The organism is Lelliottia sp. JS-SCA-14 (genome assembly GCF_035593345.1).
Classification (GTDB): domain Bacteria; phylum Pseudomonadota; class Gammaproteobacteria; order Enterobacterales; family Enterobacteriaceae; genus Enterobacter; species Enterobacter wanjuensis.
In genome coordinates this window covers 3,949,422-3,976,052 of sequence record NZ_CP141606.1, presented here as the reverse complement: position 1 = coordinate 3,976,052, position 26,631 = coordinate 3,949,422, and the positions used below count along the sequence as shown (strand labels likewise).

General features: G+C 54.6%; 26 protein-coding genes and 1 other RNA gene. 19 read left to right on the top strand and 8 right to left on the bottom strand.

Annotation, left to right across the window (positions count from 1 at the left end):
• Positions 1 to 41: 41 nt before the first annotated feature.
• On the bottom strand, positions 42 to 1,196 hold the full coding sequence (metK, locus tag U9O48_RS18495; protein WP_095283288.1) for a methionine adenosyltransferase: 1,155 nt from the start codon (positions 1,194 to 1,196) through the stop codon (positions 42 to 44).
• A 147-nt stretch (positions 1,197 to 1,343) separates the two neighbouring features.
• Positions 1,344 to 1,628 carry a protein YqgC gene (yqgC, locus tag U9O48_RS18490; RefSeq protein WP_285143812.1) on the bottom strand — a complete coding sequence of 95 codons (285 nt, stop codon included), beginning with the start codon at positions 1,626 to 1,628 and terminating at the stop codon, positions 1,344 to 1,346.
• A 231-nt stretch (positions 1,629 to 1,859) separates the two neighbouring features.
• Here yqgC and yqgB point away from each other — a divergent pair, with 231 nt between their 5' ends.
• From yqgB to speB, 3 genes are all read left to right on the top strand, one after another.
• On the top strand, positions 1,860 to 1,991 hold the full coding sequence (gene yqgB / locus U9O48_RS18485; protein WP_285143996.1) for an acid stress response protein YqgB: 132 nt from the start codon (positions 1,860 to 1,862) through the stop codon (positions 1,989 to 1,991).
• 8 nt (positions 1,992 to 1,999) lie between these two features.
• Positions 2,000 to 3,976: a biosynthetic arginine decarboxylase gene (gene speA / locus U9O48_RS18480; RefSeq protein ID WP_282494402.1), complete on the top strand. Its 1,977-nt coding sequence runs from the start codon at positions 2,000 to 2,002 to the stop codon at positions 3,974 to 3,976.
• Positions 3,977 to 4,160: 184 nt separating this feature from the next.
• Positions 4,161 to 5,081, top strand: a complete 921-nt coding sequence (gene speB / locus U9O48_RS18475) for an agmatinase (protein WP_324722955.1) — start codon at positions 4,161 to 4,163, stop codon at positions 5,079 to 5,081.
• Between the two features lie 77 nt (positions 5,082 to 5,158).
• Here speB and U9O48_RS18470 read toward each other — a convergent pair whose 3' ends face one another.
• On the bottom strand, positions 5,159 to 5,917 hold the full coding sequence (locus U9O48_RS18470; RefSeq protein ID WP_095283285.1) for a M48 family metallopeptidase: 759 nt from the start codon (positions 5,915 to 5,917) through the stop codon (positions 5,159 to 5,161).
• Positions 5,918 to 6,188: 271 nt separating this feature from the next.
• Between U9O48_RS18470 and tkt the strand changes: the two genes are divergently transcribed.
• The 11 genes from tkt (at position 6,189) to U9O48_RS18415 (ending at position 18,581) form a co-directional block, all read left to right on the top strand.
• Positions 6,189 to 8,183 carry a transketolase gene (gene tkt, locus U9O48_RS18465; RefSeq protein WP_095283284.1) on the top strand — a complete coding sequence of 665 codons (1,995 nt, stop codon included), beginning with the start codon at positions 6,189 to 6,191 and terminating at the stop codon, positions 8,181 to 8,183.
• Positions 8,184 to 8,530: 347 nt separating this feature from the next.
• On the top strand, positions 8,531 to 8,974 hold the full coding sequence (gene cmtB, locus U9O48_RS18460; protein WP_285148373.1) for a PTS mannitol transporter subunit IIA: 444 nt from the start codon (positions 8,531 to 8,533) through the stop codon (positions 8,972 to 8,974).
• Between the two features lie 27 nt (positions 8,975 to 9,001).
• Positions 9,002 to 10,384, top strand: coding sequence for a PTS mannitol transporter subunit IICB (locus tag U9O48_RS18455; protein ID WP_282494404.1), 1,383 nt, complete (start codon positions 9,002 to 9,004; stop codon positions 10,382 to 10,384).
• 21 nt (positions 10,385 to 10,405) lie between these two features.
• Positions 10,406 to 11,683 carry a zinc-binding dehydrogenase gene (locus U9O48_RS18450; RefSeq protein ID WP_324722954.1) on the top strand — a complete coding sequence of 426 codons (1,278 nt, stop codon included), beginning with the start codon at positions 10,406 to 10,408 and terminating at the stop codon, positions 11,681 to 11,683.
• Entirely contained in the window at positions 11,680 to 12,651 is a 972-nt protein-coding gene (glpX, locus tag U9O48_RS18445) for a class II fructose-bisphosphatase (RefSeq protein WP_324722953.1), read from the top strand. The genes U9O48_RS18450 and glpX overlap by 4 nt, the downstream gene beginning before the upstream one ends.
• Positions 12,652 to 12,666: 15 nt before the next feature.
• Positions 12,667 to 13,176 (top strand): MltR family transcriptional regulator, encoded by a 510-nt coding sequence (locus U9O48_RS18440; protein WP_285153973.1) that lies wholly within the window; start codon positions 12,667 to 12,669, stop codon positions 13,174 to 13,176.
• Positions 13,173 to 13,883, top strand: coding sequence for a nucleoside/nucleotide kinase family protein (locus U9O48_RS18435; protein WP_324722952.1), 711 nt, complete (start codon positions 13,173 to 13,175; stop codon positions 13,881 to 13,883). Before U9O48_RS18440 ends, U9O48_RS18435 begins: the two co-directional genes overlap by 4 nt.
• Before the next feature lie 244 nt (positions 13,884 to 14,127).
• Positions 14,128 to 15,147, top strand: coding sequence for an erythrose-4-phosphate dehydrogenase (epd, locus tag U9O48_RS18430; protein ID WP_285143807.1), 1,020 nt, complete (start codon positions 14,128 to 14,130; stop codon positions 15,145 to 15,147).
• Positions 15,148 to 15,196: 49 nt separating this feature from the next.
• Positions 15,197 to 16,360 carry a phosphoglycerate kinase gene (gene pgk, locus U9O48_RS18425; protein ID WP_282494410.1) on the top strand — a complete coding sequence of 388 codons (1,164 nt, stop codon included), beginning with the start codon at positions 15,197 to 15,199 and terminating at the stop codon, positions 16,358 to 16,360.
• Between the two features lie 92 nt (positions 16,361 to 16,452).
• Positions 16,453 to 17,532: a class II fructose-bisphosphate aldolase gene (fbaA, locus tag U9O48_RS18420; protein ID WP_095283281.1), complete on the top strand. Its 1,080-nt coding sequence runs from the start codon at positions 16,453 to 16,455 to the stop codon at positions 17,530 to 17,532.
• A gap of 188 nt (positions 17,533 to 17,720) precedes the next feature.
• The gene (locus U9O48_RS18415; RefSeq protein WP_282494411.1) at positions 17,721 to 18,581 is read left to right on the top strand and encodes a small-conductance mechanosensitive channel MscS; all 861 of its coding nucleotides are present in this window, start codon (positions 17,721 to 17,723) and stop codon (positions 18,579 to 18,581) included.
• Positions 18,582 to 18,629: 48 nt separating this feature from the next.
• Here the strand turns inward: U9O48_RS18415 and dctP are convergent, their stop codons facing one another.
• Positions 18,630 to 19,679: a TRAP transporter substrate-binding protein DctP gene (gene dctP / locus U9O48_RS18410; RefSeq protein ID WP_324722951.1), complete on the bottom strand. Its 1,050-nt coding sequence runs from the start codon at positions 19,677 to 19,679 to the stop codon at positions 18,630 to 18,632.
• Positions 19,680 to 19,863: 184 nt separating this feature from the next.
• On the opposite strand from dctP, the gene argO reads away from it, so the two are divergent.
• The gene (gene argO, locus U9O48_RS18405; RefSeq protein ID WP_285150938.1) at positions 19,864 to 20,499 is read left to right on the top strand and encodes an arginine exporter ArgO; all 636 of its coding nucleotides are present in this window, start codon (positions 19,864 to 19,866) and stop codon (positions 20,497 to 20,499) included.
• 88 nt (positions 20,500 to 20,587) lie between these two features.
• A complete protein-coding gene (locus U9O48_RS18400) occupies positions 20,588 to 21,337 on the top strand; it encodes an oxidative stress defense protein (RefSeq protein WP_324722950.1) in 750 nt (249 codons plus the stop codon).
• Positions 21,338 to 21,364: 27 nt separating this feature from the next.
• On the opposite strand, the gene argP is transcribed toward U9O48_RS18400, so the two are convergent.
• The gene (gene argP, locus U9O48_RS18395; protein WP_282494415.1) at positions 21,365 to 22,258 is read right to left on the bottom strand and encodes a DNA-binding transcriptional regulator ArgP; all 894 of its coding nucleotides are present in this window, start codon (positions 22,256 to 22,258) and stop codon (positions 21,365 to 21,367) included.
• A 189-nt stretch (positions 22,259 to 22,447) separates the two neighbouring features.
• On the opposite strand from argP, the gene rpiA reads away from it, so the two are divergent.
• A complete protein-coding gene (gene rpiA / locus U9O48_RS18390; RefSeq protein ID WP_285150937.1) occupies positions 22,448 to 23,107 on the top strand; it encodes a ribose-5-phosphate isomerase RpiA in 660 nt (219 codons plus the stop codon).
• A 264-nt stretch (positions 23,108 to 23,371) separates the two neighbouring features.
• Positions 23,372 to 24,604: a phosphoglycerate dehydrogenase gene (gene serA / locus U9O48_RS18385; RefSeq protein ID WP_285143801.1), complete on the top strand. Its 1,233-nt coding sequence runs from the start codon at positions 23,372 to 23,374 to the stop codon at positions 24,602 to 24,604.
• Between the two features lie 104 nt (positions 24,605 to 24,708).
• Here serA and U9O48_RS18380 read toward each other — a convergent pair whose 3' ends face one another.
• From U9O48_RS18380 to zapA, 3 genes are all read right to left on the bottom strand, one after another.
• Positions 24,709 to 25,305, bottom strand: a complete 597-nt coding sequence (locus tag U9O48_RS18380) for a 5-formyltetrahydrofolate cyclo-ligase (RefSeq protein WP_285150936.1) — start codon at positions 25,303 to 25,305, stop codon at positions 24,709 to 24,711.
• Positions 25,306 to 25,329: 24 nt separating this feature from the next.
• Positions 25,330 to 25,513, bottom strand: a non-coding RNA gene (ssrS, locus tag U9O48_RS18375) — 6S RNA.
• A 41-nt stretch (positions 25,514 to 25,554) separates the two neighbouring features.
• Complete coding sequence (zapA, locus tag U9O48_RS18370; RefSeq protein ID WP_282494419.1) at positions 25,555 to 25,884, bottom strand: cell division protein ZapA; 330 nt, start codon at positions 25,882 to 25,884, stop codon at positions 25,555 to 25,557.
• 166 nt (positions 25,885 to 26,050) lie between these two features.
• On the opposite strand from zapA, the gene U9O48_RS18365 reads away from it, so the two are divergent.
• Positions 26,051 to 26,629, top strand: coding sequence for a YecA family protein (locus tag U9O48_RS18365; protein ID WP_123428885.1), 579 nt, complete (start codon positions 26,051 to 26,053; stop codon positions 26,627 to 26,629).
• The last annotated feature ends 2 nt before the right edge of the window (positions 26,630 to 26,631 follow it).

Here is a 26,631-nt window from a genome sequence, read left to right as displayed (position 1 = left end):
AGGCCAGCACAAGGCTGGCCTTTTCAAACGCTATCGGTCGATTACTTCAGACCGGCAGCTTCACGCAGCAGGGCGGCTTTGTCGGTTTTTTCCCATGGGAAATGTTCGCGACCAAAGTGACCGTATGCAGCGGTTTCTTTGTAGATTGGGTGCAGCAGATCCAGCATCTGGATCAGGCCGTATGGACGCAGGTCGAAGAACTCGCGCACCAGCAGGGTCAGCTGTTCGGTAGAGATCTTCTCAGTACCGAAGGTTTCGACCATGATGGAGGTCGGTTCTGCCACGCCGATGGCGTAGGAAACCTGAATCTCACAGCGATCGGCCAGGCCCGCAGCAACGATGTTTTTCGCCACATAACGTGCCGCGTACGCCGCAGAACGGTCAACTTTAGACGGATCTTTACCGGAGAACGCGCCGCCACCGTGACGAGCCATGCCGCCGTAGGTATCAACGATGATCTTACGACCGGTCAGACCGCAGTCGCCCATTGGGCCACCGATAACAAAACGGCCAGTCGGGTTGATGTGGTATTTGGTCGAGGCATTCAGCCATTCTGCAGGCAGAACCGGCTTAATGATCTCTTCCATTACCGCTTCCTGCAGCGTTTTAAGCGCAACGTCTTCGGAGTGCTGAGTCGACAGAACAACCGCGTCGATGCCGACGATTTTGCCGTCGTCATACTGGAAAGTGATCTGGCTTTTTGCATCCGGGCGCAGCCACGGCAGCGTGCCGTTTTTACGCACTTCAGCCTGACGCTGCACCAGACGGTGAGCGTAAGTGATTGGCGCAGGCATCAGCACGTCAGTTTCGTTGGTTGCGTAGCCAAACATCAGGCCCTGGTCGCCAGCACCCTGCTCGAGCGGGTCGGTACGGTCAACGCCCTGGTTGATGTCCGGGGACTGTTTGCCAATCGCGCTCAAAACGGCGCAAGAGTTGGCATCAAAGCCCATATCAGAATGCACGTAGCCGATTTCACGCACGGTGTTACGGGTGATCTCTTCGATATCAACCCATGCACTGGTGGTGATCTCACCACCAACCAGAACCATGCCCGTTTTGACATAGGTTTCGCACGCCACGCGCGCTTTAGGATCCTGTTCCAGGATCGCATCCAGCACTGCATCGGAGATTTGGTCAGCGATTTTATCAGGATGCCCTTCTGATACAGACTCGGACGTAAACAGGTGTTTTGCCATGTTATATTTCACCTAAGGAGTATTTGGTAAGCTCAAACTGCTGTGCGCAATGGCCGTAGAAGACGATTCTACCAAGACCTGCAGGTAAATAACACCGGCAGTCTGAGTGTTAATCAGTATAGATGGATTAACATCTGGACGGCTATTTTAGGTCACTTCTTCGCCCGATTTCCAGTTTTTTTTGACCCCGCTCTCATTGTGCTGAAATCGCAGGTGGAAATTTTTCCTGACGGTGCTGGCAAGGTGCGCATTAATGTTTTGCATTTTGCCCCTCTTATCGGTATAAAACGCGGCGCGCGGCTCATACAAAAAAGCGCTCGATGATTTCATCGTGTCGCCACTTCCAGCCGGGTTGAGCAGTGAATACTTAGCTTTGGCTTGAGGTTCGTCTTCTGAAGGCGGCCGTGGAGGTGATACCCGATAATGAACCATCGTTTTCCGCTAACTCAGTTACGCCGTTCTGGCGTACGTCTGTTTCCCGCCACTCGCATTTCTATTCTGCAAACCTGCCGATGTTATACCCATTTCGGTGCTTCTCAGGATTCCAGGGCCGGCCATCCGCTTTGTGAAAACTGAACAAGGGCGCTCTTGTTAATTCAGGAGTTATCTCGTGGTTTCTCCGAACCTTGTCATACAGAGTTCGGTTACGTGTTTTACAATGATATGAATAAGAAACCGGTCGCACGGTCTGGATTTCAGCACACTCTGCTGGAAGACGGGGCCGTTTATGGGTTGTTATCGCGGTGTGACACTGCGATAGTAGTCAACTGTTTTACACTTAATACAAAGAGTTGAGGTTCGCTATGTCTGACGACATGTCTTCGGTTTCGCCTTCGTCAGCGGGCGAACAGGGTGTACTACGTTCTATGCAGGAGGTTGCGATGAGCTCCGAAGAGGCCAGCAAGATGCTGCGCACATACAATATTGCCTGGTGGGGTAATAACTACTACGACGTCAACGAACTGGGCCATATCAGCGTTTGCCCGGATCCTGACGTACCGGAAGCTCGTGTGGATCTCGCCAAACTGGTGAAAGCGCGCGAAGCGCAAGGCCAACGTCTGCCTGCACTGTTCTGCTTCCCGCAGATCCTGCAACACCGTTTGCGCTCCATTAACGCCGCGTTCAAGCGTGCGCGTGAGTCCTATGGTTACAAGGGCGACTACTTCCTGGTCTATCCGATTAAGGTGAACCAGCATCGTCGCGTCATTGAATCCCTGATCCACTCCGGTGAACCACTGGGTCTGGAAGCCGGTTCTAAAGCGGAACTGATGGCGGTACTGGCGCACGCCGGTATGACGCGCTCGGTGATCGTCTGTAACGGCTATAAAGACCGCGAATACATTCGTCTGGCGCTGATTGGCGAGAAGATGGGCCACAAGGTCTATCTGGTTATCGAGAAGATGACGGAAATCGCCATCGTGCTGGAAGAAGCCGAGCGTCTGAACGTGGTGCCGCGCCTCGGCGTGCGTGCGCGTCTGGCGTCCCAGGGCTCCGGTAAATGGCAGTCCTCGGGCGGCGAAAAATCCAAATTCGGTCTGGCGGCAGGGCAGGTTCTGCAGCTGGTGGAAATGCTGCGCGAGCGCGGTCGTCTGGACAGCATCCAGCTGCTGCACTTCCACCTCGGGTCGCAGATGGCCAACATTCGTGATATCGCCACGGGCGTACGTGAATCCGCGCGTTTCTACGTTGAGCTGCATAAGCTTGGCGTGAACATCGAATGCTTCGATGTGGGCGGCGGTCTGGGCGTGGACTATGAAGGCACGCGCTCGCAGTCTGACTGCTCCGTGAACTACGGCCTGAACGAATACGCCAACAACATTATCTGGGCGATCGGCGATGCCTGCGAAGAGAACGGTTTGCCGCATCCAACGGTGATCACCGAGTCTGGTCGCGCGGTGACTGCGCACCACACGGTGCTGGTCTCCAACATCATCGGCGTGGAGCGCAGCGAAAATACCGAAGCGACTCCGCCGCAGGACGATGCGCCGCGTGCCCTGCAAAACATGTGGGAAACCTGGCAGGAGATGCATGAGCCGGGCAACCGTCGCTCCCTGCGCGAATGGCTGCACGACAGCCAGATGGATCTGCACGACATTCACGTCGGCTATTCATCCGGCACTTTCAGCCTGCAGGAGCGTGCCTGGGCCGAGCAGCTGTATCTGAACATGTGTCACGAAGTGCAGAAACAGCTCGACCCGAGCAACCGTGCGCACCGTCCGATTATCGACGAACTCCAGGAACGTATGGCGGATAAGATTTACGTCAACTTCTCCCTGTTCCAGTCGATGCCGGATGCCTGGGGTATCGATCAGCTGTTCCCGGTTCTGCCGCTGGAAGGGCTGAATCACGCGCCGGAACGCCGCGCGGTGCTGCTGGATATCACCTGCGACTCCGACGGCGCTATCGATCACTACGTGGACGGCGACGGGATCGCCACCACCATGCCGATGCCGGAGTACGATCCAGAGAACCCGCCAATGCTGGGCTTCTTTATGGTCGGCGCGTATCAGGAAATTTTGGGCAACATGCATAACCTGTTCGGTGATACCGAAGCGGTTGACGTGTTTGTCTTCCCTGACGGCAACGTTGAAGTGGAGCTTTCCGACGAGGGCGACACTGTGGCGGATATGCTGGAATACGTGCAGCTGGATCCGAAAAAACTGCTGACTCAGTTCCGCGATCAGGTGAAAAACACCGACCTGGACGCCGCGCTACAGCAGCAGTTCCTGGAAGAGTTTGAAGCGGGTCTGTACGGGTACACCTATCTGGAAGACGAGTAACCGCTCATGCCCGGTGGCGCTGCGCTTACCGGGCCTACGGGATACTTGAACCTGTACGAATTAACGGCGATAATTCGCCCCAATATGCAGTTTCCGAATCAATCCCTTCCTCGTCGGGTTTAACGACGCGGAGGGGATTTTTTTTCATCTATTTTCTTGTATCGACTCTACACGAGGTCAGGACATGAGCACTTTAGGTCATCAGTACGACAACTCTCTGGTATCTAACGCGTTTGGTTTTTTACGTCTTCCGATGAACTTCCAGCCGTACGACAGCGACGCTGACTGGGTCATCACCGGCGTTCCGTTTGATATGGCGACTTCCGGTCGTGCCGGTGGCCGTCACGGCCCGGCGGCGATCCGTCAGGTTTCCACCAACCTGGCCTGGGAGCACAACCGCTTCCCGTGGAACTTCGATATGCGCGAACGCCTGAATGTCGTCGACTGCGGCGACCTGGTGTATGCCTTCGGCGACGCGCGTGAGATGAGCGAAAAACTACAGGCGCACGCCGAGAAACTGCTGGCTGCCGGCAAGCGTATGCTCTCTTTCGGCGGTGACCACTTCGTGACGCTGCCGCTGCTGCGTGCTCACGCCAAGCATTTCGGTAAAATGGCGCTGGTCCATTTCGATGCCCACTCCGACACCTACGCGAACGGCTGCGAGTTTGACCACGGCACCATGTTCTACACTGCGCCGAACGAAGGACTGATCGATCCGAACCACTCTGTGCAGATCGGTATTCGTACTGAGTTCGACAAAGACAACGGCTTCACCGTGCTGGACGCCTGCCAGGTGAACGATCGCGGCGTGGACGATATCATCGCTCAGGTGAAGCAGATTGTGGGCGATATGCCGGTATATCTCACCTTTGACATCGACTGTCTGGACCCTGCGTTTGCACCGGGTACCGGTACGCCGGTGATCGGCGGTCTGACGTCTGATCGTGCAATCAAACTGGTTCGCGGTCTGAAAGATCTGAATATCGTGGGGATGGACGTCGTGGAAGTGGCGCCAGCTTACGATCAGTCTGAAATCACCGCTCTGGCGGCGGCAACGCTGGCGCTGGAAATGCTCTACATCCAGGCGGCGAAGAAAGGCGAGTAATCAAGAAATCGCCCGGTGGCGCAGCGCTTACCGGGCCTTTGTAGGCCGGGTAAGGCGTAGCCGCCACCCGGCTTTTTTTATTTAATGCCGTCTGCCGCCATGCGATCGCGAATGTGCTGCGCGCGTTCGGCTGAAGCCGGGTGATCGTCAAACATTGAGCTTTGACGGCCTTCTTCCAGTTTGGCCAGTTTCTCAAAGCTGGTGGCTAACCCTGACGGATTGATCCCGCGTTTGCGCAACAGATCGTAAGAGTAGTCATCCGCTTCGGATTCCTGACGCTGGGAGAACTGGGAATTGACCAGTTTTTCACCCACGTCGCCGAGCTGGGACTGAGACAGACTACCGACGATCCCGCCCGCAGAGGCTGCCGCTGCACGCACGGCGTTGGTGCCGAGCGCTACCTGCATCCCTTTCTTCACGTGACCGAGTGCGACGTGGCCCATTTCATGGCCGATCACCGCTTCGACTTCGTTGTCCGTCATCATATCCATCAGGCCGCTGTAGACGCGGATACAGCCGTTCGCCATCGCAAACGCGTTCACGTCTTTCGCCATGTAGACTTTGTAGTTCACCGGCTGACCGTTGATGTTATCGCCCAGCGCGGCGGCAATCTTATTCAGACGCTGTGCGTACGTGCTACTGGCGGGGGCGATGGTCGCTTTGGCGTCCATGTCTTTGCACGCCTGATCGCTCAAGGCTTTGACCTGCGCATCGCTCAGGGAATAGGCCTGGAAAGCCTCTGCACCAGAACTCATCAGACCGTTTGAATCCATATTTTGACAGCCGCTCAGCAGCAGCGTCGTACCCAGGGCCAGCACTATTGCACGCATTTTCATGATGTTGCTTCCGTACTCGTTAACTGAAAAAAGTCTGAAAAATGCTCCGGCAGCGAAGCCGCAGTCGAGCTAAGTATAAGGAATATCTGGAGGCCCGGGCGAGTAGATTGCGCAACATGCGAGCATGATCCAGAGATTTCTTAAAGGGCAAAAGAATGCTCCATGTACATGCTTTGTCGCTTGGGTTACATTGTTGGCACTTTTTTCTGGCATAGCCCAAAACGCGCTGTCGTCAAGGGCACGGCCTTTAACAGTCCGATCTGGAGTTAAAATGTCCTCACGTAAAGAGCTTGCTAATGCTATTCGTGCGCTGAGCATGGACGCAGTACAGAAAGCCAAATCCGGTCACCCGGGTGCCCCTATGGGTATGGCTGACATTGCCGAAGTCCTGTGGCGTGATTTCCTGAACCATAACCCTCAGAACCCGTCCTGGGCTGACCGTGACCGTTTCGTACTGTCCAACGGCCACGGCTCTATGCTGATCTATAGCCTGTTGCACCTCACAGGTTATGCGCTGCCAATCGAAGAGCTGAAGAACTTCCGTCAGCTGCACTCCAAAACCCCAGGTCACCCGGAAGTGGGTTACACCGCTGGCGTTGAGACCACTACCGGTCCGCTGGGCCAGGGTATTGCGAATGCGGTGGGTATGGCGATTGCTGAGAAAACCCTGGCGGCGCAGTTCAACCGTCCGGGCCACGACATCGTTGACCACTTCACCTACGCCTTCATGGGCGACGGCTGCATGATGGAAGGCATTTCTCACGAAGTGTGCTCCCTGGCTGGTACCCTGAAACTGGGCAAACTGGTAGCGTTCTACGATGACAACGGCATCTCCATCGATGGTCACGTTGAAGGCTGGTTCACTGACGACACCGCTAAACGTTTCGAAGCCTACGGCTGGCACGTGGTGCGTGGCGTTGATGGCCACGACGCAGCGGCGATCAAACGCGCAGTAGAAGAAGCGCGTGCGGTCACTGACAAACCGTCCCTGCTGATGTGCAAAACCATCATCGGTTTCGGTTCGCCAAACAAAGCCGGTACCCACGATTCCCACGGCGCACCGCTGGGCGACGCAGAAATCGCGCTGACCCGCGAACAGCTGGGCTGGAAATATGCGCCATTCGAAATCCCGTCTGAGATCTATGCTCAGTGGGACGCGAAAGAAGCAGGCCAGGCGAAAGAGTCCGTCTGGAACGAGAAGTTCGCGGCCTACGCCAAAGCCTTCCCTCAGGAAGCGGCTGAATTCACCCGTCGTATGAAAGGTGACATGCCGGAAGATTTCGCAGCGAAAGCGAACGAAATCATCGCCAAACTGCAGGCTAACCCGGCGAAAATCGCCAGCCGTAAAGCGTCTCAGAATGCGATCGAAGCTTTCGGTCCGCTGCTGCCAGAATTCCTCGGCGGCTCTGCTGACCTGGCACCGTCTAACCTGACCATCTGGTCTGGCTCTAAAGCGATCAACGAAGATACCGCCGGTAACTACATCCATTACGGTGTGCGTGAATTCGGTATGACCGCGATTGCGAACGGTATTTCCCTGCACGGCGGTTTCCTGCCGTACACCTCCACCTTCCTGATGTTCGTGGAATATGCGCGTAACGCCGTGCGTATGGCTGCGCTGATGAAACAGCGTCAGGTGATGGTCTACACCCACGACTCTATCGGTCTGGGCGAAGATGGCCCGACTCACCAGCCGGTTGAGCAGGTCGCGTCTCTGCGTGTGACCCCGAACATGTCCACATGGCGTCCATGTGACCAGGTTGAGTCCGCGGTAGCGTGGAAATATGGCGTTGAGCGTCAGGACGGTCCTACCGCGCTGATCCTCTCCCGTCAGAACCTGGCACAGCAGGATCGTACCGAAGAGCAGCTGGCTAACATCGCTCGCGGAGGTTACGTGCTGAAAGATTGCGCAGGTTCGCAGCCGCAGCTGATCATCATCGCTACCGGTTCTGAAGTTGAACTGGCGGTTGCTGCGTGGGACAAACTGTCTGCCGAAGGCGTGAAAGCGCGCGTGGTTTCCATGCCGTCTACCGACGCGTTCGACAAGCAGGATGCCGCTTACCGTGAATCCGTACTGCCAAAAGCGGTTTCTGCGCGCGTTGCCGTAGAAGCGGGTATCGCTGACTACTGGTTCAAATACGTGGGCCTGAACGGCGCTATCGTCGGGATGACCACCTTCGGCGAGTCTGCACCTGCAGAACTGCTGTTCGAAGAGTTCGGCTTCACCGTTGAGAACGTAGTCGCGAAAGCGAAAGAACTGCTGTAATCGCAGTCATGCCCGGCGGCATTTCGTTAGCCGGGCCGACGGAACAAGGCCAGGTGCATAGAAATATCACCTGGTTTTTTTATGAGCGCGATCACTTAATTTCAATCTGGCAAGAGATTAAAAGTGATTAGTATCACAAATTGATATAATGACTTTTTGTGGTATTTGTAATTCAGATCTCATTTATAGGGTTGCATTTTTTATTTAAGTAAATAACGCATTGTTATCTATCAAGTTTCAAAATTAAGATTTCGAGCAGTATCCCCATTCCCGCCTGTTTGCTTTCACCCTTTTGCGCGAGTATTTTATTTTTAGACCCTACAGTACCTAAAAATAAGAGAGTGCTCATGCGACTAATCAATTATTTCCCTGAAGCATCTATCACGGTAAAAAAGGCGGCGCGAGACTGGCAGGAGGCGATTGATTTATCCATGGCTCCGCTGCTGAAACAAAATTATGTTAATGCACAGTATATTGACGCTATTAAAGAATCCACGTTGAATAATGGCCCTTATTATATTCTGGCTCCGGGCGTGGCAATGCCCCATGCCAGGCCAGAATATGGCGCATTAAAAACAGGCATGTCCCTTACCTTATTACAGGAAGGTGTCTTTTTTAGTGAAACCAATGAGCCGGTAAAACTCTTAATTGGTTTATCTGCTGCGGACGCGGATTCACATATTGGTGCCATTCAGGCGCTCAGCGAACTGTTATCGGAAGATGATCAGTTAGCCGCACTGTTAGAATGTCATACCGAAAAACAGCTCGCGGATATTATCGCTCACGCATAATCCTACTTTCCTTCACAGGATAACATCATGGAAAATAAGTCTGCTCGCGCAAAAGTCCAGGCTTTTGGGGGCTTTTTGACCGCAATGGTCATCCCCAATATCGGTGCCTTTATTGCCTGGGGTTTAATTACGGCGTTATTTATTCCCACCGGCTGGCTGCCGAATGAGCATTTCGCCAAAATCGTCGGCCCTATGATCACCTATTTGCTGCCGGTGATGATTGGTTCGACCGGGGGTCATCTCATTGGTGGTAAACGCGGTGCGGTGATGGGCGGTATCGGCACCATTGGCGTGATCATCGGTGCTGATATTCCTATGTTTTTGGGATCGATGATCATGGGGCCGCTGGGTGGCCTGATCATCAAACATATCGACCGGGTGCTGGAAAAACGTATTCCCGCCGGGTTTGAGATGGTGATCAATAACTTCTCGCTCGGTATCGCCGGTATGTTGCTGTGCCTGCTGGGGTTTGAAGTGATTGGCCCGGCCGTGCTGATTGCCAACAACTTCGTGAAAGAGTGCATTGAGGCGCTGGTCCACGCGGGTTATTTGCCGCTGCTCTCGGTCATCAATGAACCGGCCAAAATTCTGTTCCTCAACAATGCCATCGATCAGGGCGTGTATTATCCGCTGGGCATGCAGCAGGCCTCTGTGGACGGGAAATCGATCTTCTTTATGGTGGCGTCAAACCCCGGGCCGGGCTTGGGGTTGCTGCTGGCGTTTAGCCTTTTTGGCAAAGGGATGAGTAAACGCTCCGCGCCGGGCGCGATGATTATCCACTTCTTAGGCGGGATTCATGAACTCTACTTCCCGTATGTGCTGATGAAGCCGCTCACCCTGATCGGGATGATTGCGGGCGGGATGTGCGGAACCTGGACCTTCAATCTGCTGGGCGGCGGGCTGGTGGCCGGTCCGAGTCCGGGGTCTATCTTTGCCTATCTCGCCTTGACGCCGAAGGGATCGTTTTTAGCCACCATTGCCGGTGTGACGGTCGGAACCCTCGTGACCTTTGCTGTCACAGCGTTAATTTTGAAAATGGAAAAAACGGTCGAAACGGAAAGTGAAGATCAGTTTGCCGAGTCTGCCAAAGCGGTAAAAAACATGAAGCAGGAGGGCGCGTTTTCCCTGCGCCATGTTCAACGCATCGCGTTTGTCTGTGATGCGGGTATGGGCTCCAGTGCGATGGGCGCGACGACGTTTCGTAAGCGCCTTGAGAAAAGCGGCCTTGCCATCGACGTTAAACATTATGCCATCGAGAATGTTCCGGATGATGCCGATATTGTGGTGACACATTCCAGTCTGGAAGGACGAGTAAAACGCGTCTGTGAAAAACCGCTGGTGCTGATAAATAATTATATCGGCGACCCGCAGCTCGACATTTTATTTAAAAAACTGACCGCTGAAATTTAACGTCTGTTGTAGAGGTTTACTATGAAAACGAAAGTTGCTGCAATATACGGCAAGGGCGATGTACGTCTGCGTGAATTCGAATTGCCCGCGATAACCGATAATGAATTACTGGTGAGTGTGATTTCTGACAGCGTCTGCCTGTCCACCTGGAAAGCAGCATTATTAGGCAGCGAACACAAACGCGTGCCGGATGATTTAGAAAACCATCCGGTGATAACCGGGCATGAATGTGCGGGTGTGATTGTTGAAGTGGGAAAAAACCTCACGGGACAATATAAAAAAGGGCAGCGATTTGTATTGCAGCCAGCCATGGGATTACCGACAGGTTATTCCGCAGGCTACAGCTATGAATATTTTGGCGGCAATGCGACTTATATGATTATTCCGGAAGTGGCTGTTAATATGGGCTGTGTTTTGCCCTATCACGGTTCTTATTTTGCCGCCGCGTCGCTGGCAGAACCGACGTGCTGCATAATTGGCGCGTACAACGCCAATTATCACACCACCCAGTATGTGTATGAACATCGCATGGGAATAAAGCCCGGCGGGAATCTGGCGCTGCTGGCGTGCGCCGGGCCGATGGGCATTGGCGCGATTGATTACGCCATCAACGGCGGGATCCAGCCTTCGCGCATCGTGGTGGTGGATATTGATGAAGCCCGACTGGCGCAGGCGAGCAAACTGTTGCCCGTTGAGCTGGCGGCGGCCAGGGGGATTGAGCTTATCTATGTGAACACTGCGAATATGAAGGACCCGACAGCCGAGCTGCGCGCCCTCACGGATGATGCCGGTTTCGACGACGTCTTTGTCTACGCCGCGGTTCCGGCGGTGGTGGAGATGGCCGATGAGCTGCTGGCGGAAGATGGCTGCCTGAACTTTTTCGCCGGACCGACGGATAAAAACTTCAAGGTGCCCTTTAACTTCTACAATGTGCACTACAACAGCACCCACGTTGTCGGCACTTCCGGCGGCTCCACGGACGACATGAAAGAGGCGATTGCGCTCAGTGCCTCCGGAAAACTGCAGCCTTCATTCATGGTCACCCACATCGGCGGGCTGGATGCGGTGCCAGAAACTGTGCTGAACCTGCCCAACATTCCCGGCGGCAAGAAGCTCATCTACAACGGCGTCACCATGCCCCTCACGGCGATTGCTGATTTTGCCGAAAAAGGGAAAACCGATCCGCTGTTTAAACAGCTCGCGCTGCTGGTCGCCGAGACCCACGGCATCTGGAACGAGCAGGCCGAGAAATATCTGCTGGCCCACTTCGGCGTAGATACAGGGGAGGCGGTGGCATGATGTCACTTGCATGGCCGCTCTTTCGTACCACGGAACAGGCCGCGCTGGCGGCCTGGCCGCAAATCGGTTGCGGCGATAAAAACAAAATCGACGGGCTGGCGGTTTCCGCGATGCGCCAGGCGCTCAATCAGATGGACATTCGCGGGCGCATTGTCATCGGTGAAGGCGAAATCGACCGCGCGCCGATGCTGTGGATTGGCGAAGAGGTCGGGCAGGGGGCCGGGCCTCACGTGGATATCGCCGTGGACCCGATTGAAGGCACGCGCATGGTGGCGATGGGGCAGAGCAACGCCCTGGCCGTCATGGCCTTTGCCCCGCAGGGCAGTTTGCTCCACGCTCCCGATATGTACATGAAAAAGCTGGTGGTTAACCGGCTGGCGAAGGGGGCGATTAATCTTGCCCTCCCGCTGGCGGACAACCTGCGTAACGTCGCGCTGGCGCTGGGTAGGCCTCTGGAACGTCTGCGCATGGTGACGCTGGATAAGCCGCGATCGCGCGAGGCGATTAATGAGGCGACACGGCTTGGCGTGAAAGTCTTCGCTCTGCCGGACGGTGACGTGGCGGCCAGCGTGCTGACCTGTCTGCAGGACAATCAGTATGACTTAATGTACACCGTCGGCGGTGCGCCGGAAGGGGTGATCTCGGCCTGTGCCGTCAAAGCATTAGGTGGAGATATGCAGGCGGAGCTGATCGATTTTTGTCAGGCGAAAGGCGAGTCGGCGGAACACCGTCGGGTAGCGGAGGAGGAACGCACCCGCTGTAAGGCGATGGGCGTTGAGATCAACCGCGTCTATTCCCTTGGCGAGCTGGTGAAAGGGGAGGACGTCATCTTCTCAGCCACCGGCGTGACAGGGGGCGATCTCGTTAGCGGTATTCAACAGGTCACGAACGGCGTGCGCACGCAAACTTTACTGATCGGTGGCGCAGATCGAACGTGTAATATAATAGACTCTCTGCATTCATGGTGATTTATCGAGAAACGAATGACGACGCTGACAGAAGATGATGTGCTTGAGCAACTGGACGCTCAGGATAATTTACTTTCGTTTATGACGACGGCAAATGACATTTTGCTGCGAAGTATAAAGCACTTCCTGCCGTCGCTGTTCGTGAATAATGATGAAGAAATCCTCGAATATGCAGTGAAGCCGTTACTCGCCCAAAGCGGGCCGCTGGATGATATTGATGTTGCTTTGCGTCTGATTTATGCGCTGGGGAAAATGGATAAATGGCTGTATGCGGATATCACCCATTTTTCCCAGTTTTATCAGTATCTCAGAGAGCAGGATGAGATCCCGGGTTTTGCGGATGATATTACCTGGGATTTTATCAGCAACGTTAACACCATCACCCGCAACGCAACGTTATTCAATGCGCTCAACGCAATGAAATTTGCCGACTTTGCCGCCTGGTCTGAAGTTCGATTTACCGCCATGGTGAAGACGGCATTAACGCTGGCGATAACGACGATAATAAAGGAATTAACCCCGTGAAAATCGGCCAGATGGTGAATGGATTACAGATTGATGCGTATTATTCAGACCATGAGATTCAAAACGTTCATATCCCGCTGCTGCAACAGATTGCGAAGCGCCACGCTTTAACCCCTCATCGTCGAACCCTTGTTTTCCTGAGCGCACCGCCGGGAACGGGGAAGTCGACTCTGACCACGTTCTGGGAAACGCTCTCCCGTCAGGACCCGGATTTACCGGAAATCCAGACGCTGCCGATGGATGGTTTTCACCACTACAACGCCTGGCTGGATGCGCACAATCTGCGGCCTTTTAAAGGCGCTCCCGAGACCTTTGACGTCGACAAGCTGGCGGCAAATTTGCGTCAGATCCGCGACGGGGACGGCGACTGGCCCCAGTACAGTCGGCAAAAACACGACCCGGTGGAGTCGGCCATCAGGGTGACGGCACCCGTGGTGATTGTGGAAGGCAACTGGCTGCTGCTGGATGACGATAAGTGGCGCGCTTTGGGTGAGTTCTGTGATTTTTCCCTGTTTATCAGCGCACCTGCTGCTGCCCTGCGTGAACGTCTGGTCCAGCGCAAGCGGGCGGGCGGTTTATCTCAGGCAGATGCCGAGGCTTTTTACCTGCGCACAGACGGTCCAAACGTCGAACGTGTTCTTTGCCATAGTCATCCGGCGGATCTGACGTTGCAGATGACGGCAGAGGGCGAATATGTTTTCGCCTGAGTGGAATAATTCCAGCGTAAATGGGCGAAGAAATGTGACGCAAGTCAGATAAATGGCGAATCTCTCGGGGTGAACGTTCCTTTTATTCCCCGTTTCGCTTATTCTTGCTGAAGCGTTTCAGTCGATTAAATGTTCGACAATTGACCAATCAGTCGCAGTTTGTGACAGGCAAGGATTCCCCTCCGAGCGTAGCTGGATTACTCTTTCAGCCACTTCAATTCAGGGATAGCCTTGCAGGAGACCTATGACCGTACGCGTAGCGATTAATGGCTTTGGTCGCATCGGACGTAACGTGGTTCGTGCTTTATATGAATCCGGGCGTCGGGCGGAAATCACCGTAGTGGCTGTCAATGAACTGGCAGACGCGGCGGGTATGGCGCATTTGTTGAAATACGATACCAGCCATGGGCGCTTTGCCTGGGACGTTCGCCAGGAAAGAGAGCAACTGTTCGTCGGCGATGATGTGATTCGCGTCCTGCATGAGCGCAGCATTGAAGCGCTGCCGTGGCGTGAGTTGGGTGTGGATGTGGTGCTGGACTGCACCGGCGTGTACGGCAATCGCGAACACGGCGAGGCGCATCTGGCAGCAGGCGCGAAGAAAGTGCTGTTTTCCCATCCCGGTGGTCACGATCTTGACGCAACCGTCGTCTACGGCGTGAACCATCTCGAGCTGCAAGCCGAACACCGTATTGTCTCCAATGCCTCCTGCACCACAAACTGCATTATTCCGGTCATCAAACTGTTAGACGACGCGTATGGCATTGAGTCGGGTACAGTCACCACGATCCACTCCGCCATGCACGACCAGCAGGTTATCGACGCGTATCACCCGGACCTTCGTCGCACGCGCGCGGCGAGTCAGTCCATCATTCCGGTGGATACGAAACTGGCGGCGGGGATTACCCGTATTTTCCCCCAGTTTAACGATCGTTTTGAAGCCATTGCGGTTCGCGTGCCGACCATAAATGTCACCGCGATTGACCTCAGTGTTACCGTGAAGAAACCGGTAAAAGCTAATGAAGTCAACCTGTTGCTGCAAAAAGCAGCACAGGGAGCATTTCATGGTATAGTTGACTATACGGAATTACCGTTGGTCTCAGTAGATTTTAACCACGATCCGCACAGTGCCATTGTTGATGGCACACAGACGCGGGTCAGCGGTGCTCACCTCATCAAAACGCTGGTGTGGTGCGATAATGAATGGGGCTTTGCTAACAGGATGCTCGACACCACGTTAGCCATGGCCGCACAAGGTTTCAGGTAGGGCGCAAAGTGCGCATGCAAAACTTTAAGAATCAACGAGAGGATTCACCATGTCTGTAATTAAGATGACCGATCTGGATCTGGCAGGTAAACGCGTTTTCATCCGTGCCGATCTGAACGTACCTGTTAAAGATGGCAAAGTGACCAGCGATGCGCGTATTCGTGCTTCTCTGCCAACCATCGAACTGGCACTGAAACAGGGTGCGAAAGTGATGGTAACCTCTCACCTGGGTCGTCCGACCGAAGGCGAGTACAACGAAGAATTCTCTCTGCTGCCAGTTGTTAACTACCTGAAAGACAAACTGTCTAACCCGGTACGTCTGGTGAAAGATTACCTGGACGGCGTGGAAGTGGCTGCAGGTGAACTGGTTGTTCTGGAAAACGTTCGCTTCAACAAAGGCGAGAAGAAAGACGACGAAGCGCTGTCCAAGAAATACGCTGCCCTGTGCGACGTATTCGTGATGGATGCATTCGGTACCGCTCACCGTGCGCAGGCTTCTACTCACGGTATCGGTAAATTCGCAGACGTCGCGTGTGCAGGTCCACTGCTGGCTGACGAACTGGAAGCACTGGGTAAAGCACTGAAAGAACCAGCACGTCCAATGGTCGCTATCGTTGGCGGTTCTAAAGTGTCTACCAAACTGACCGTTCTGGATTCCCTGTCTAAAATCGCTGACCAGCTGATCGTTGGCGGTGGTATCGCGAACACCTTCGTTGCTGCTCAAGGCCACAACGTGGGTAAATCCCTGTACGAAGCGGACCTGGTTGACGAAGCAAAACGTCTGCTGACTACCTGCGATATCCCGGTCCCAACGGACGTTCGCGTGGCAACCGAGTTCTCTGAAACCGCGACCGCGACCCTGAAATCTGTTAACGACATCAAAGATGAAGAGCAGATCCTGGACCTGGGCGACGTGTCTGCACAGAAACTGGCCGACATCCTGAAAAACGCGAAAACCATTCTGTGGAATGGCCCGGTTGGCGTGTTCGAATTCCCTAACTTCCGTAAAGGGACTGAAATCGTGGCTAACGCAATCGCAGACAGCGAAGCGTTCTCCATCGCAGGCGGCGGCGATACTCTGGCGGCTATCGACCTGTTCGGTATTTCCGACAAAATCTCCTACATCTCCACTGGTGGCGGCGCATTCCTCGAATTCGTGGAAGGCAAAGTTCTGCCAGCAGTAGCAATGCTCGAAGAGCGCGCTAAGAAGTAAGCCATTCATGGGCAGGGAAACCTGCCCAAATTTCAGCGTGCTTTTTAGAGCTCGCACCTTTTCTAACGGCCGAAGATACAGGACTACGTAACATGTCTAAAATTTTTGATTTCGTAAAACCTGGCGTGATCACTGGTGATGACGTTCAGAAAGTGTTCCAGGTAGCTAAAGAAAACAACTTTGCTCTGCCGGCAGTTAACTGCGTGGGTACCGACTCCATTAACGCCGTACTGGAAACCGCTGCAAAAGTGAAAGCGCCGGTTATCGTACAGTTCTCTAACGGTGGCGCAGCATTCATCGCCGGTAAAGGCGTGAAAACTGACGTTCCTCAGGGCGCAGCAATCCTGGGCGCAATCTCTGGTGCGCACCACGTACACCAGATGGCTGAGCACTACGGTGTTCCCGTTATCCTCCACACTGACCACTGCGCGAAGAAACTGCTGCCGTGGATCGACGGTCTGCTGGACGCGGGTGAAAAACACTTCGCAGCGACCGGTAAGCCACTGTTCTCTTCTCACATGATCGACCTGTCTGAAGAGTCACTGCACGAAAACATCGAAATCTGCTCCAAATACCTGGCGCGTATGTCCAAAATGGACATGACCCTGGAAATCGAACTGGGTTGCACCGGCGGTGAAGAAGACGGCGTGGACAATAGCCACATGGACGCTTCTGCACTGTACACTCAGCCAGAAGATGTTGATTACGCGTACACCGAGCTGAGCAAAATCAGCCCACGTTTCACCATCGCGGCATCTTTCGGTAACGTACACGGCGTTTACAAGCCAGGTAACGTGGTTCTGACCCCGACTATCCTGCGCGATTCTCAGGAATACGTTTCTAAGAAACACAACCTGCCGCACAACAGCCTGAACTTTGTCTTCCACGGCGGTTCCGGTTCTTCTGCTCAGGAAATCAAAGATTCCGTAAGCTACGGTGTAGTCAAAATGAACATCGATACCGATACCCAATGGGCAACCTGGGACGGCATCCTGCAGTACTACAAAACCAACGAAGCTTACCTGCAAGGCCAACTGGGCAACCCGAAAGGCGAAGACCAGCCGAACAAGAAATACTATGATCCACGCGTATGGCTGCGTTCTGCCCAGACCTCTATGATCACCCGTCTGGAGCAGGCATTCAAAGAGCTGAACGCGGTTGACGTTCTGTAATTTGAGTTGCTGAAAAGCGTTAAAGAGGCCCGCACTGCGGGCCTTTTTTTATGCCTTTTCAACGGGCTGCATCGGCGAAATTTGTGATCTGTTTGGCATAATCCGCGCTTTTTGTTTACCCTTTACTAACCTGCCTGTCTCCCAAGTGAGATGGATTTTTTTTGTCTGGATTAGAAAAGGAAGAATGAATGGATGATCTCGGTGTAGTCGATGGCATTAACAATGCGGGCACCTGGCTGGTGCGCAACCAGGCGCTGCTGCTGAGTTATGCGGTAAACATCGTGGCAGCAATTGCGATTATTATCGTCGGGATGATCGTGGCACGCGTGGTGTCCAATGCGATCAACCGCGTGATGCGCGCGCGTCAGATTGACGCCACGGTAGCAGATTTCCTCTCGGCGCTGGTGCGCTACGGCATTATTGCCTTTACGCTGATTGCTGCGCTGGGGCGCGTCGGGGTGCAGACGGCGTCCGTCATCGCGGTACTCGGTGCTGCCGGTCTGGCTATCGGTCTGGCCCTGCAGGGTTCCCTCTCAAACCTGGCGGCAGGCGTGCTGCTGGTAACCTTCCGTCCGTTCCGCTCCGGTGAGTATGTCGATTTAGGCGGCATCGCCGGGACCGTGCTGCAGGTGCAGATTTTCTCCACCACCCTGCGCACCGTTGATGGGCGTATCGTGGTAGTACCAAACGGGAAAATCATCGCCGGGAACATCATTAACTTCTCCCGCGAGCCGGTGCGTCGTAACGAGCTGTTGATCAGCGTGGCGTACGATTCTGATATCGATCAGGTGAAAGCGCTGCTTACCCGCATCATTGAGTCGGATGAGCGCATCATCAAAGACCGCGAAATGACCGTGCGCCTGAACGAACTGGGGGCGTCATCGATCAATTTCGTGGTGCGTATCTGGAGCAAAAGCGGCGACCTGCAGAACGTGTACTGGGACGTGCTGGAGCGCATCAAACGTGAATTTGACGCCAACGGCATTAGCTTCCCGTATCCGCAGATGGACGTGAACTTCAAACGCGTGAAAGAAGGTGCGAGCGAGTAAATCCGCCCGGAAAGACCATGCCCGCTGGGGGATCCCGGCGGGCTTTTTTTATCTTATGACGTCGTTAACAATAGCGCTGACACCCTTCATCAGCAGGCCTGCATCCGTTATCCCTTTATCTTCCTGCTCAGTCACCCATTCAGCCTGAACCTGCTGATATCCGGTGGCGGTTTGCCAGGCCTCCAGCTCCTGGTTCGTCAGGTAGTGAATGGATGCGCCCTCTTTTTTCATCCTGTTAACCATCTCAAGCAGATTCGCGTCTTGCGCTGGCCCGAGACGTCTTTGCGTCGCGGCAGCGGCCCGTCTGATGGCACCGCGATCCTTCACGTCGAGACCATCCCAGACCGTTTTATTCATCACCAGCAGATACACATGGCCGAGCCACAGGGAAGGGGAAAGCTGAATATGAGGGGCTGCACGCTCGGCATGAATATCGTATCCGCTGTCGAGGTTAACCATCAGGCCGTCAAGCTGCCCGTCCGCCAGCGCGTTGGTGATGTTGTCATTCCACGGCATACTCACCGGCACGCCACCCGCGTTGCGTAAAAAGGACTGGTGCCAAAAGCTGGCGGTACGCCATTTGCTGCCGTTTAGCTGATCCAGTTTGACGTTGGGTTGGGTGGTGAAAAAACCGACCGGATAGCTGAGGAAAAATTGCAGGTTCACGAGGTTATTTTTTTCCAGCTCGTTCCCGAACTGGCGATACTCGCTGAAGATGCGTCGAAAAGTTGCCACCTGGGCATTGCCGCTGGCGGGCCCGAGGGGGAAGCTCTTAAATATCTGGTGTCGCGGGAGCAGATCCGGCGTGTATTCGGGAACCACAATCCCGATATCTGCGACATCGCCCCGGCTGAGGGTCTTCAGGGCGTCGTAGCTGGTAGAAAGCTCGCCGTTCCAGTGCGCCTCGATTTTCAGGCGGCCGATCGATTCGGTCTCAATTGCTCTAAAAAAGGTCTCTTTGATGAGCCGGGTGCGCATGTTTCCGTACGGTTCATGATCCGTATAGCGCAACGTTGTGGTCGCGCTGGCGGTGGCGGCCCACACACTGGCAACGACCCATCCGGCACAGAAGAGTAAAGCCTTCGCGTTATGCTTCATATCCATTCCTTTGGTACGGTTGCTGGTACCTTCAGCATACGCTAAATCCTCAATGAAAACGTTTGTCGTAATCCCAATCCGCGATTATTAGTCACACTTATTAGGGATTAAAATTATCAATTTCCTCTAATGACGATCTCGCAGTATAGTCTGCCGTAACGACAATCCTGTGAGATTATTTTGCATGTTATCTTATTATTTTCAAGGCCTTGTGCTTGGCGCGGCCATGATCCTTCCTCTCGGTCCTCAGAATGCGTTTGTCATGAATCAGGGGATCCGCAGGCAATATCATTTAATGATTGCGATGCTCTGTGCCGTCAGCGATTTAGTGCTGATTTGCGCCGGAATTTTTGGCGGCAGCGCACTGCTGATGCAATCCCCGTGGCTGCTGGCGCTGGTGACCTGGGGCGGCGTGGCGTTCCTGCTGTGGTACGGCTTTGGCGCGCTGAAAACCGCCATGAGCAGCAATCTCGAACTGGCCAGCGCCGAGGTGATGAAGCAGGGGCGCTGGAAGATTATCGCCACCATGCTGGCGGTCACCTGGCTCAATCCGCACGTCTATCTGGATACCTTCGTGGTACTGGGCAGCCTGGGCGGTCAGTTGGATGTGGAACCCAAACGCTGGTTCGCGCTGGGGACGGTGAGTGCCTCCTTCCTGTGGTTCTTTGGCCTTGCGATACTGGCCGCCTGGCTCGCCCCGCGTTTACGCACCGCCAAAGCACAGCGCATCATTAATATTCTGGTCGGCGTGGTGATGTGGGTTATCGCCTTCCAGCTGGCGAAAGAGGGGATTAATCACGTGCAGGTATTGTTCAACTAAGCGTTGTCTTATGGACAACTGAAACAGACGCGCTAAGCTTGCTGGCATGCGCCCTTCGGTGGGCACTTCGCAACATGGAGGAATAACAGTGAAGTTTAAAGTGATGGCCCTGGCGGCATTAGTAGGTTTAGGCGCAGTGTCGGTACAGGCAAACGAATTGCCAAATGGACCGCACATTGTCACTTCCGGTACCGCAAGCGTGGACGCGGTTCCTGATGTTGCAACGCTTGCGATTGAAGTGAACGTCGCGGCAAAAGATGCGGCGTCCGCCAAGAAACAGGCTGACGATCGCGTTGCGCAATATCTCTCTTTCCTTGAGCAGAATGGCGTCGCGAAAAAAGACATTAACTCGGCGAATCTGCGCACCCAGCCCGATTACGACTATCAGAATGGCAAAAGCATTCTGAAAGGCTACCGCGCGGTACGTACTGTTGAAGTGACCTTGCGTCAGCTGGACAAGCTGAACTCGCTGCTGGATGGCGCGCTGAAAGCGGGGCTGAACGAAATTCGTTCCGTGTCGCTGGGCGTTGCGCAACCAGAGAAATACAAAGACGAAGCGCGTAAAGCGGCAATTGATGACGCTGTGCGTCAGGCAGAGCAGCTGGCGTCTGGCTTCAAATCGAAGCTTGGCCCGGTGTATAGCGTGCGTTACCACGTCTCTAACTATCAGCCGAGCCCGATGGTTCGCATGATGAAGGCAGATGCCGCCCCGGCTTCTGCGCAGGAAACTTACGAACAGCCGACTATTCAGTTCGACGATCAGGTCGATGTGGTGTTCCAGCTTGAACCGGCACAGGGTCAGCAGACGGCACCAGCCGCTGCACCAGCACAACAATAATAAAAAAGCCGGGGTAACCCGGCTTTTTTAATCCTGCCTCAACACCTTATGCCCATAAGCCAGCAGTGCATCGGTAACGTTGCGCATCATTCGGCTTTCCGGCGCAAACCGGTGCCAGTACAACATCCGACGCTGATACAGCCCTGGCGTTAAGTCGATGAGCTCACCGCTCTTCAACTCTTTCTCAATCTGCAGATGCGGGATCATGCAGCAGGTGGTTCCCTGACGCGCCAGCTGCACGAAGGCTTCCGACGAGTTCACGATATGACAGGGCACGCTGCCCGGCGGCAGGTCGAAGTTTTGCTGTAAAAACGCCTGGTGCATATCGTCGAGATGGTCGAACGCCACGGCGGGCGCTTTCAGCAGCGCGGCGCGGGTGACGCCGTTCGGGAAGTAGCGATCCGCAAACTCTCTGGAGCCGACAAACAGGTAGTCCAGCGCGCCGAGTTGATCGACCAGGCAGCTTGGCAGCGCCTGCGGCTGAATACTGACGGCCCCGACCACTTCGCCGCGACGCAGACGTTCCTGAGTACGGGTTTCATCTTCCACCTGCAAATTGAGACGGATCGGTGAGTCGGCCAGCACGGTGGAGAGGGCAGGCAACAGCCAGGTAGCCAGACTGTCGGCGTTGACCGCCAGCGACAGCAGCAGCGGCGTGGATCCGGTCTGTTCATCGCCCAGCCACTCCTCTTCCAGCAGCTCAACCTGACGCAGCAGGGCGAGCAGCTTCTGCCCTTGCTCCGTCGGACGTGGTGGAACCGTACGCACCAGCAGCGGTTGTCCGAACATATTCTCAAGCTGTTTGATTCGCTGTGATACGGCGGATTGAGTGATGCACAGCTTTTGCGCCGCGCGCTCAAAACCTCGTTCACGAATGACGGCATCAAGCGCCTGTAGTGTTCTGTAGTCCGGACGTTTCATTGCGGGGCAGTACTCCTGAATTTTGCTGATTCTGCACTATGACACAAATTTACCTTTGTGACAGACCAATTCCGACCACATCGGATCTGTCAGAGCTTTGCTCGTTAATGTGACACCGGTCACAGGGACATTCCCCGCCCGCATGTTCTATAATGCGCCCTGAGTTTTCACACCACAGGCAGAACGATCATGACGCAGGATGAACTGAAAAAAGCAGTAGGATGGGCCGCTCTCCAGTATGTACAACCCGGCACTATTGTTGGCGTAGGGACGGGCTCGACCGCCGCACATTTTATTGATGCGCTCGGCACGATGAAAGGGCAAATCGAGGGCGCGGTATCCAGCTCCGATGCTTCCACGGAAAAGCTGAAAAGTCTCGGCATTACGGTCTTCGATCTGAACGAAGTGGATCGTCTGGGGATCTACGTGGATGGTGCCGACGAGATCAACGGCCACATGCAGATGATCAAAGGCGGCGGCGCGGCGCTGACCCGTGAAAAGATCATTGCCTCCGTGGCGGATAAGTTCATCTGCATCGCGGACGCTTCCAAGCAGGTGGATATTCTCGGCAACTTCCCGCTGCCGGTGGAAGTGATCCCGATGGCGCGCAGCGCAGTTGCTCGCCAGCTGGTTAAGCTGGGCGGCCGTCCGGAATATCGCCAGGGTGTGGTGACGGACAACGGTAACGTGATCCTCGATGTGCACAATCTGGAGATCATGGACGCGGTGGCGATGGAAAATGCGATTAACGCGATTCCAGGCGTAGTGACCGTAGGGTTATTCGCCAACCGTGGCGCGGATGTGGCGCTGATCGGCACCGCCGATGGCGTGAAAACCATCGTAAAATGATCTGACGGGGGGAGCTCTCCCCCCGCTAAATATTTTTCAAAAGCCAAATTCGGTGACTTGTGTCACGTTTTTTCACCTGTTCTGACGATCCTGCCGCTTTCCCGATTAACCACAGCATTTTCCTCTGACATTTCGCTCTGGATGACTTTTCTTCAGAGTGCCGACGCAAACGTTCATATTGCTGCAATAGTTTTTTTTGATATGTTGGCTGGAGCGGATTTAAATCCAGCACAACATCAGTTCAGACAAAACAGGGTCGGGTAAATGGCAAAGGTATCACTGGAAAAAGACAAGATTAAGTTTCTGCTCGTCGAAGGAGTGCATCAGAAAGCACTGGATAACCTTCGTGCAGCAGGTTACACCAACATCGAATTCCACAAAGGCGCGCTGGATACTGAGCAGCTGAAAGAATCCATCCGTGATGCCCATTTCATCGGCCTGCGATCCCGTACCCATCTGACTGAAGAGGTTATTGCCTGCGCTGAGAAGCTGGTGGCGATTGGCTGTTTCTGTATCGGTACCAACCAGGTGGATCTGAATGCAGCGGCTAAACGCGGCGTGCCGGTCTTTAACGCTCCTTTCTCCAACACCCGTTCCGTGGCGGAGTTAGTGATTGGCGAGCTGCTGCTCCTGCTGCGCGGCATTCCTGAAGCCAACGCCAAAGCGCACCGTGGCGTGTGGAACAAACTGGCCTCTGGCTCGTTTGAAGCGCGTGGTAAAAAGCTGGGGATCATCGGCTACGGCCATATCGGTACGCAGCTCGGGATTCTGGCGGAATCTCTCGGGATGAACGTCTTCTTCTACGATATCGAAAACAAACTCCCGCTGGGTAATGCAACTCAGGTGCAGCATCTTTCCGATCTGCTCAACATGAGCGACGTGGTGAGCCTGCATGTGCCGGAAAACGCCTCCACCAAAAACATGATGGGCGCGGAAGAGCTGGCGCTGATGAAGCCGGGTTCTCTGCTGATTAACGCCGCGCGCGGTACAGTGGTAGATATTCCTGCCCTGTGCGAGGCCCTGCGCAGTAAGCATCTGGCGGGCGCGGCTATCGATGTCTTCCCGACGGAACCGGCGACCAACACCGATCCGTTCACCTCTCCGCTGTGTGAATTCGACAACGTGATCCTGACGCCGCACATTGGCGGCTCGACTCAGGAAGCGCAGGAAAACATCGGTCTGGAAGTGGCGGGCAAACTGAGTAAGTATTCCGATAACGGCTCTACGCTGTCGGCGGTGAACTTCCCGGAAGTGTCTCTGCCATTACATGGCGGGCGCCGTTTGCTGCACATTCACGAGAATCGTCCTGGCGTGCTGACCGCGATTAACCAGATCTTCGCCGAGCAGAGCGTCAACATTGCGGCGCAGTACCTGCAAACTAACTCGCAGATGGGCTATGTAGTCATTGATATCGAAGCAGATGATGAAGTGGCGGAGAAAGCATTGCTGAGCATGAAGGCGATTCCAGGCACGATTCGCGCGCGTCTGTTGTACTAATCTGCGGTTTGCTGTGTCGGGTGGCGCTTGCGCTTACCCGACCTACGGGTTAATCGTGGTTTTGTAGGCCGGGTAAGGCGTAGCCGCCACCCGGCTTTGTTATTTCACCACTCCCACAATTTCGAAGGCGTCACCACCGCAGGCAGCGGTACATCCCATTTCTCCACCGGCAGCGCTTTCACGCCCTGACAATCATGGGCATAACCCACCGGCTGCAAACCATACTGCTGCCAGTTCTGCAGCGTGCGATCGTAAAATCCGCCGCCCATCCCCAGACGCTGACCGCTCTCATCGAAAGCCACCAGTGGCGTAATCAGCACATCCAAATCCTGCAACGGCAGCACATCGCGCACGTCGAGTTTCGGTTCGGTGATTTTCAGACGGTTCACCACCAGTTCGCTTTGCGGATGGTAGTGCAAGAACAGCAGATTGCCCGGACTGAACGGATGCAGCACCGGCAGATAAACCTTTTTCCCGGCGCGCCAGAGTTGTTCGATCAGCGGTTGAGTATCAAGCTCGCCGTCAAACGACAGAAACAGGGCGACCGTATGCGCCATCACAACGGGCGGATACGCCATCATGCGCGCGGCAGCTTGCTGGGCAAAATGAGCTTGTTGTTCGGGCGAAAGCGCTCGACGGTGTTTGCGGATTAACTGACGGATAGCTTGTCGGGAAGCAGGGACTTCAGGAAATTGAGTCATGATGCTTGAAGGTAGTAAAGAAGGGGAATCTCCGAGATGCCGCCGCAGGCTGTAACCCTTGAACCCTTGGTTCAAGGTGAATGTGTCGTCATAGTCTTAAGGCTTCTCGGACGAACCGAGCATGCTCACCGACCATGGAGCGCCACATTCTTGTGGTATGAAATATCGGCTCAGGGGACTGGCCCGCTTGCGAACATCTCAGAGAAATTTTGTCTTCACAGTCACTCTACCATAGTCAACTGCGAAGTGTTATTCAAACTTTTGCACTGGCCTTTCGGGAGTGCGACCCTGATCAAGCAACGCTTGTTCAATGGTCTGCTGGAGCATTTTAATGCGTTGCTCCATGCTCGCCGCGTAGTCGCGGGTCTTCGCTTTTTCCTGAGTTAATTCATAGCTGATGTTCAACGCGGCGATGAAAACCAGCTGCTCAGTATTTGTGACTCTAGTGCGTTCTTTTAGATCTTGCAACCGCTGATTCAAGTCGTCCGCAGCCTGACTCAAAGCATCCCTTTGTTCAGGCGGACAATTCACTCGCAGCGAACGGCCAAAAATCTGGAGATCGACGGGTTGTGCAGACATGCCACCTTCCTGCTGATTGACTGCGCGACCTTCGCACTCGGCCCGGGGGCTGCGAAGGGGCGACACTATAGCTACCCTGATATGAAGATACAAGCCCTTTTCTGGTATCTCCAGGGTCCAAAGTGGTAGCATATCATGAATATTCCTCCAACGATGACGAATGCGCATGTCTATACAGAACGAAATGCCTGGTTACAACGAAGTAAGCCAGTTACTTAACCAGCAGGGCGTGGGTTTGACCCCTGCTGAAATGCACGGTCTGATCAGTGGCATGCTGTGCGGCGGAAACAGCGACAGCTCATGGCAGCCGCTGCTTCACGACCTGACGAACGAAGGTCTGGCCTTTGGTCACGAACTGGCGGAAGCGCTGCGTAAAATGCACTCCGCGACCAGCGACTCCCTGGAGGACGACGGCTTCCTTTTTCAGCTTTATCTGCCTGATGGCGATGACGTCAGCGTTTTCGACCGCGCCGATGCCCTGGCGGGCTGGGTAAACCACTATCTGCTGGGTCTGGGCGTCACGCAGCCGAAGCTCGATAAAGTCACCGGCGAAGCGGGTGAAGCGATCGACGATCTGCGTAACATCGCGCAGCTGGGCTACGACGAAGACGAAGACCAGGAAGAGCTGGAAATGTCCGTCGAAGAGATTATCGAGTACGTTCGTGTAGCGGCGCTGCTGTGCCACGACACCTTTACGCGCTCACAGCCGACCGCACCGGAAGTACGCAAACCGACCTTACATTAAAA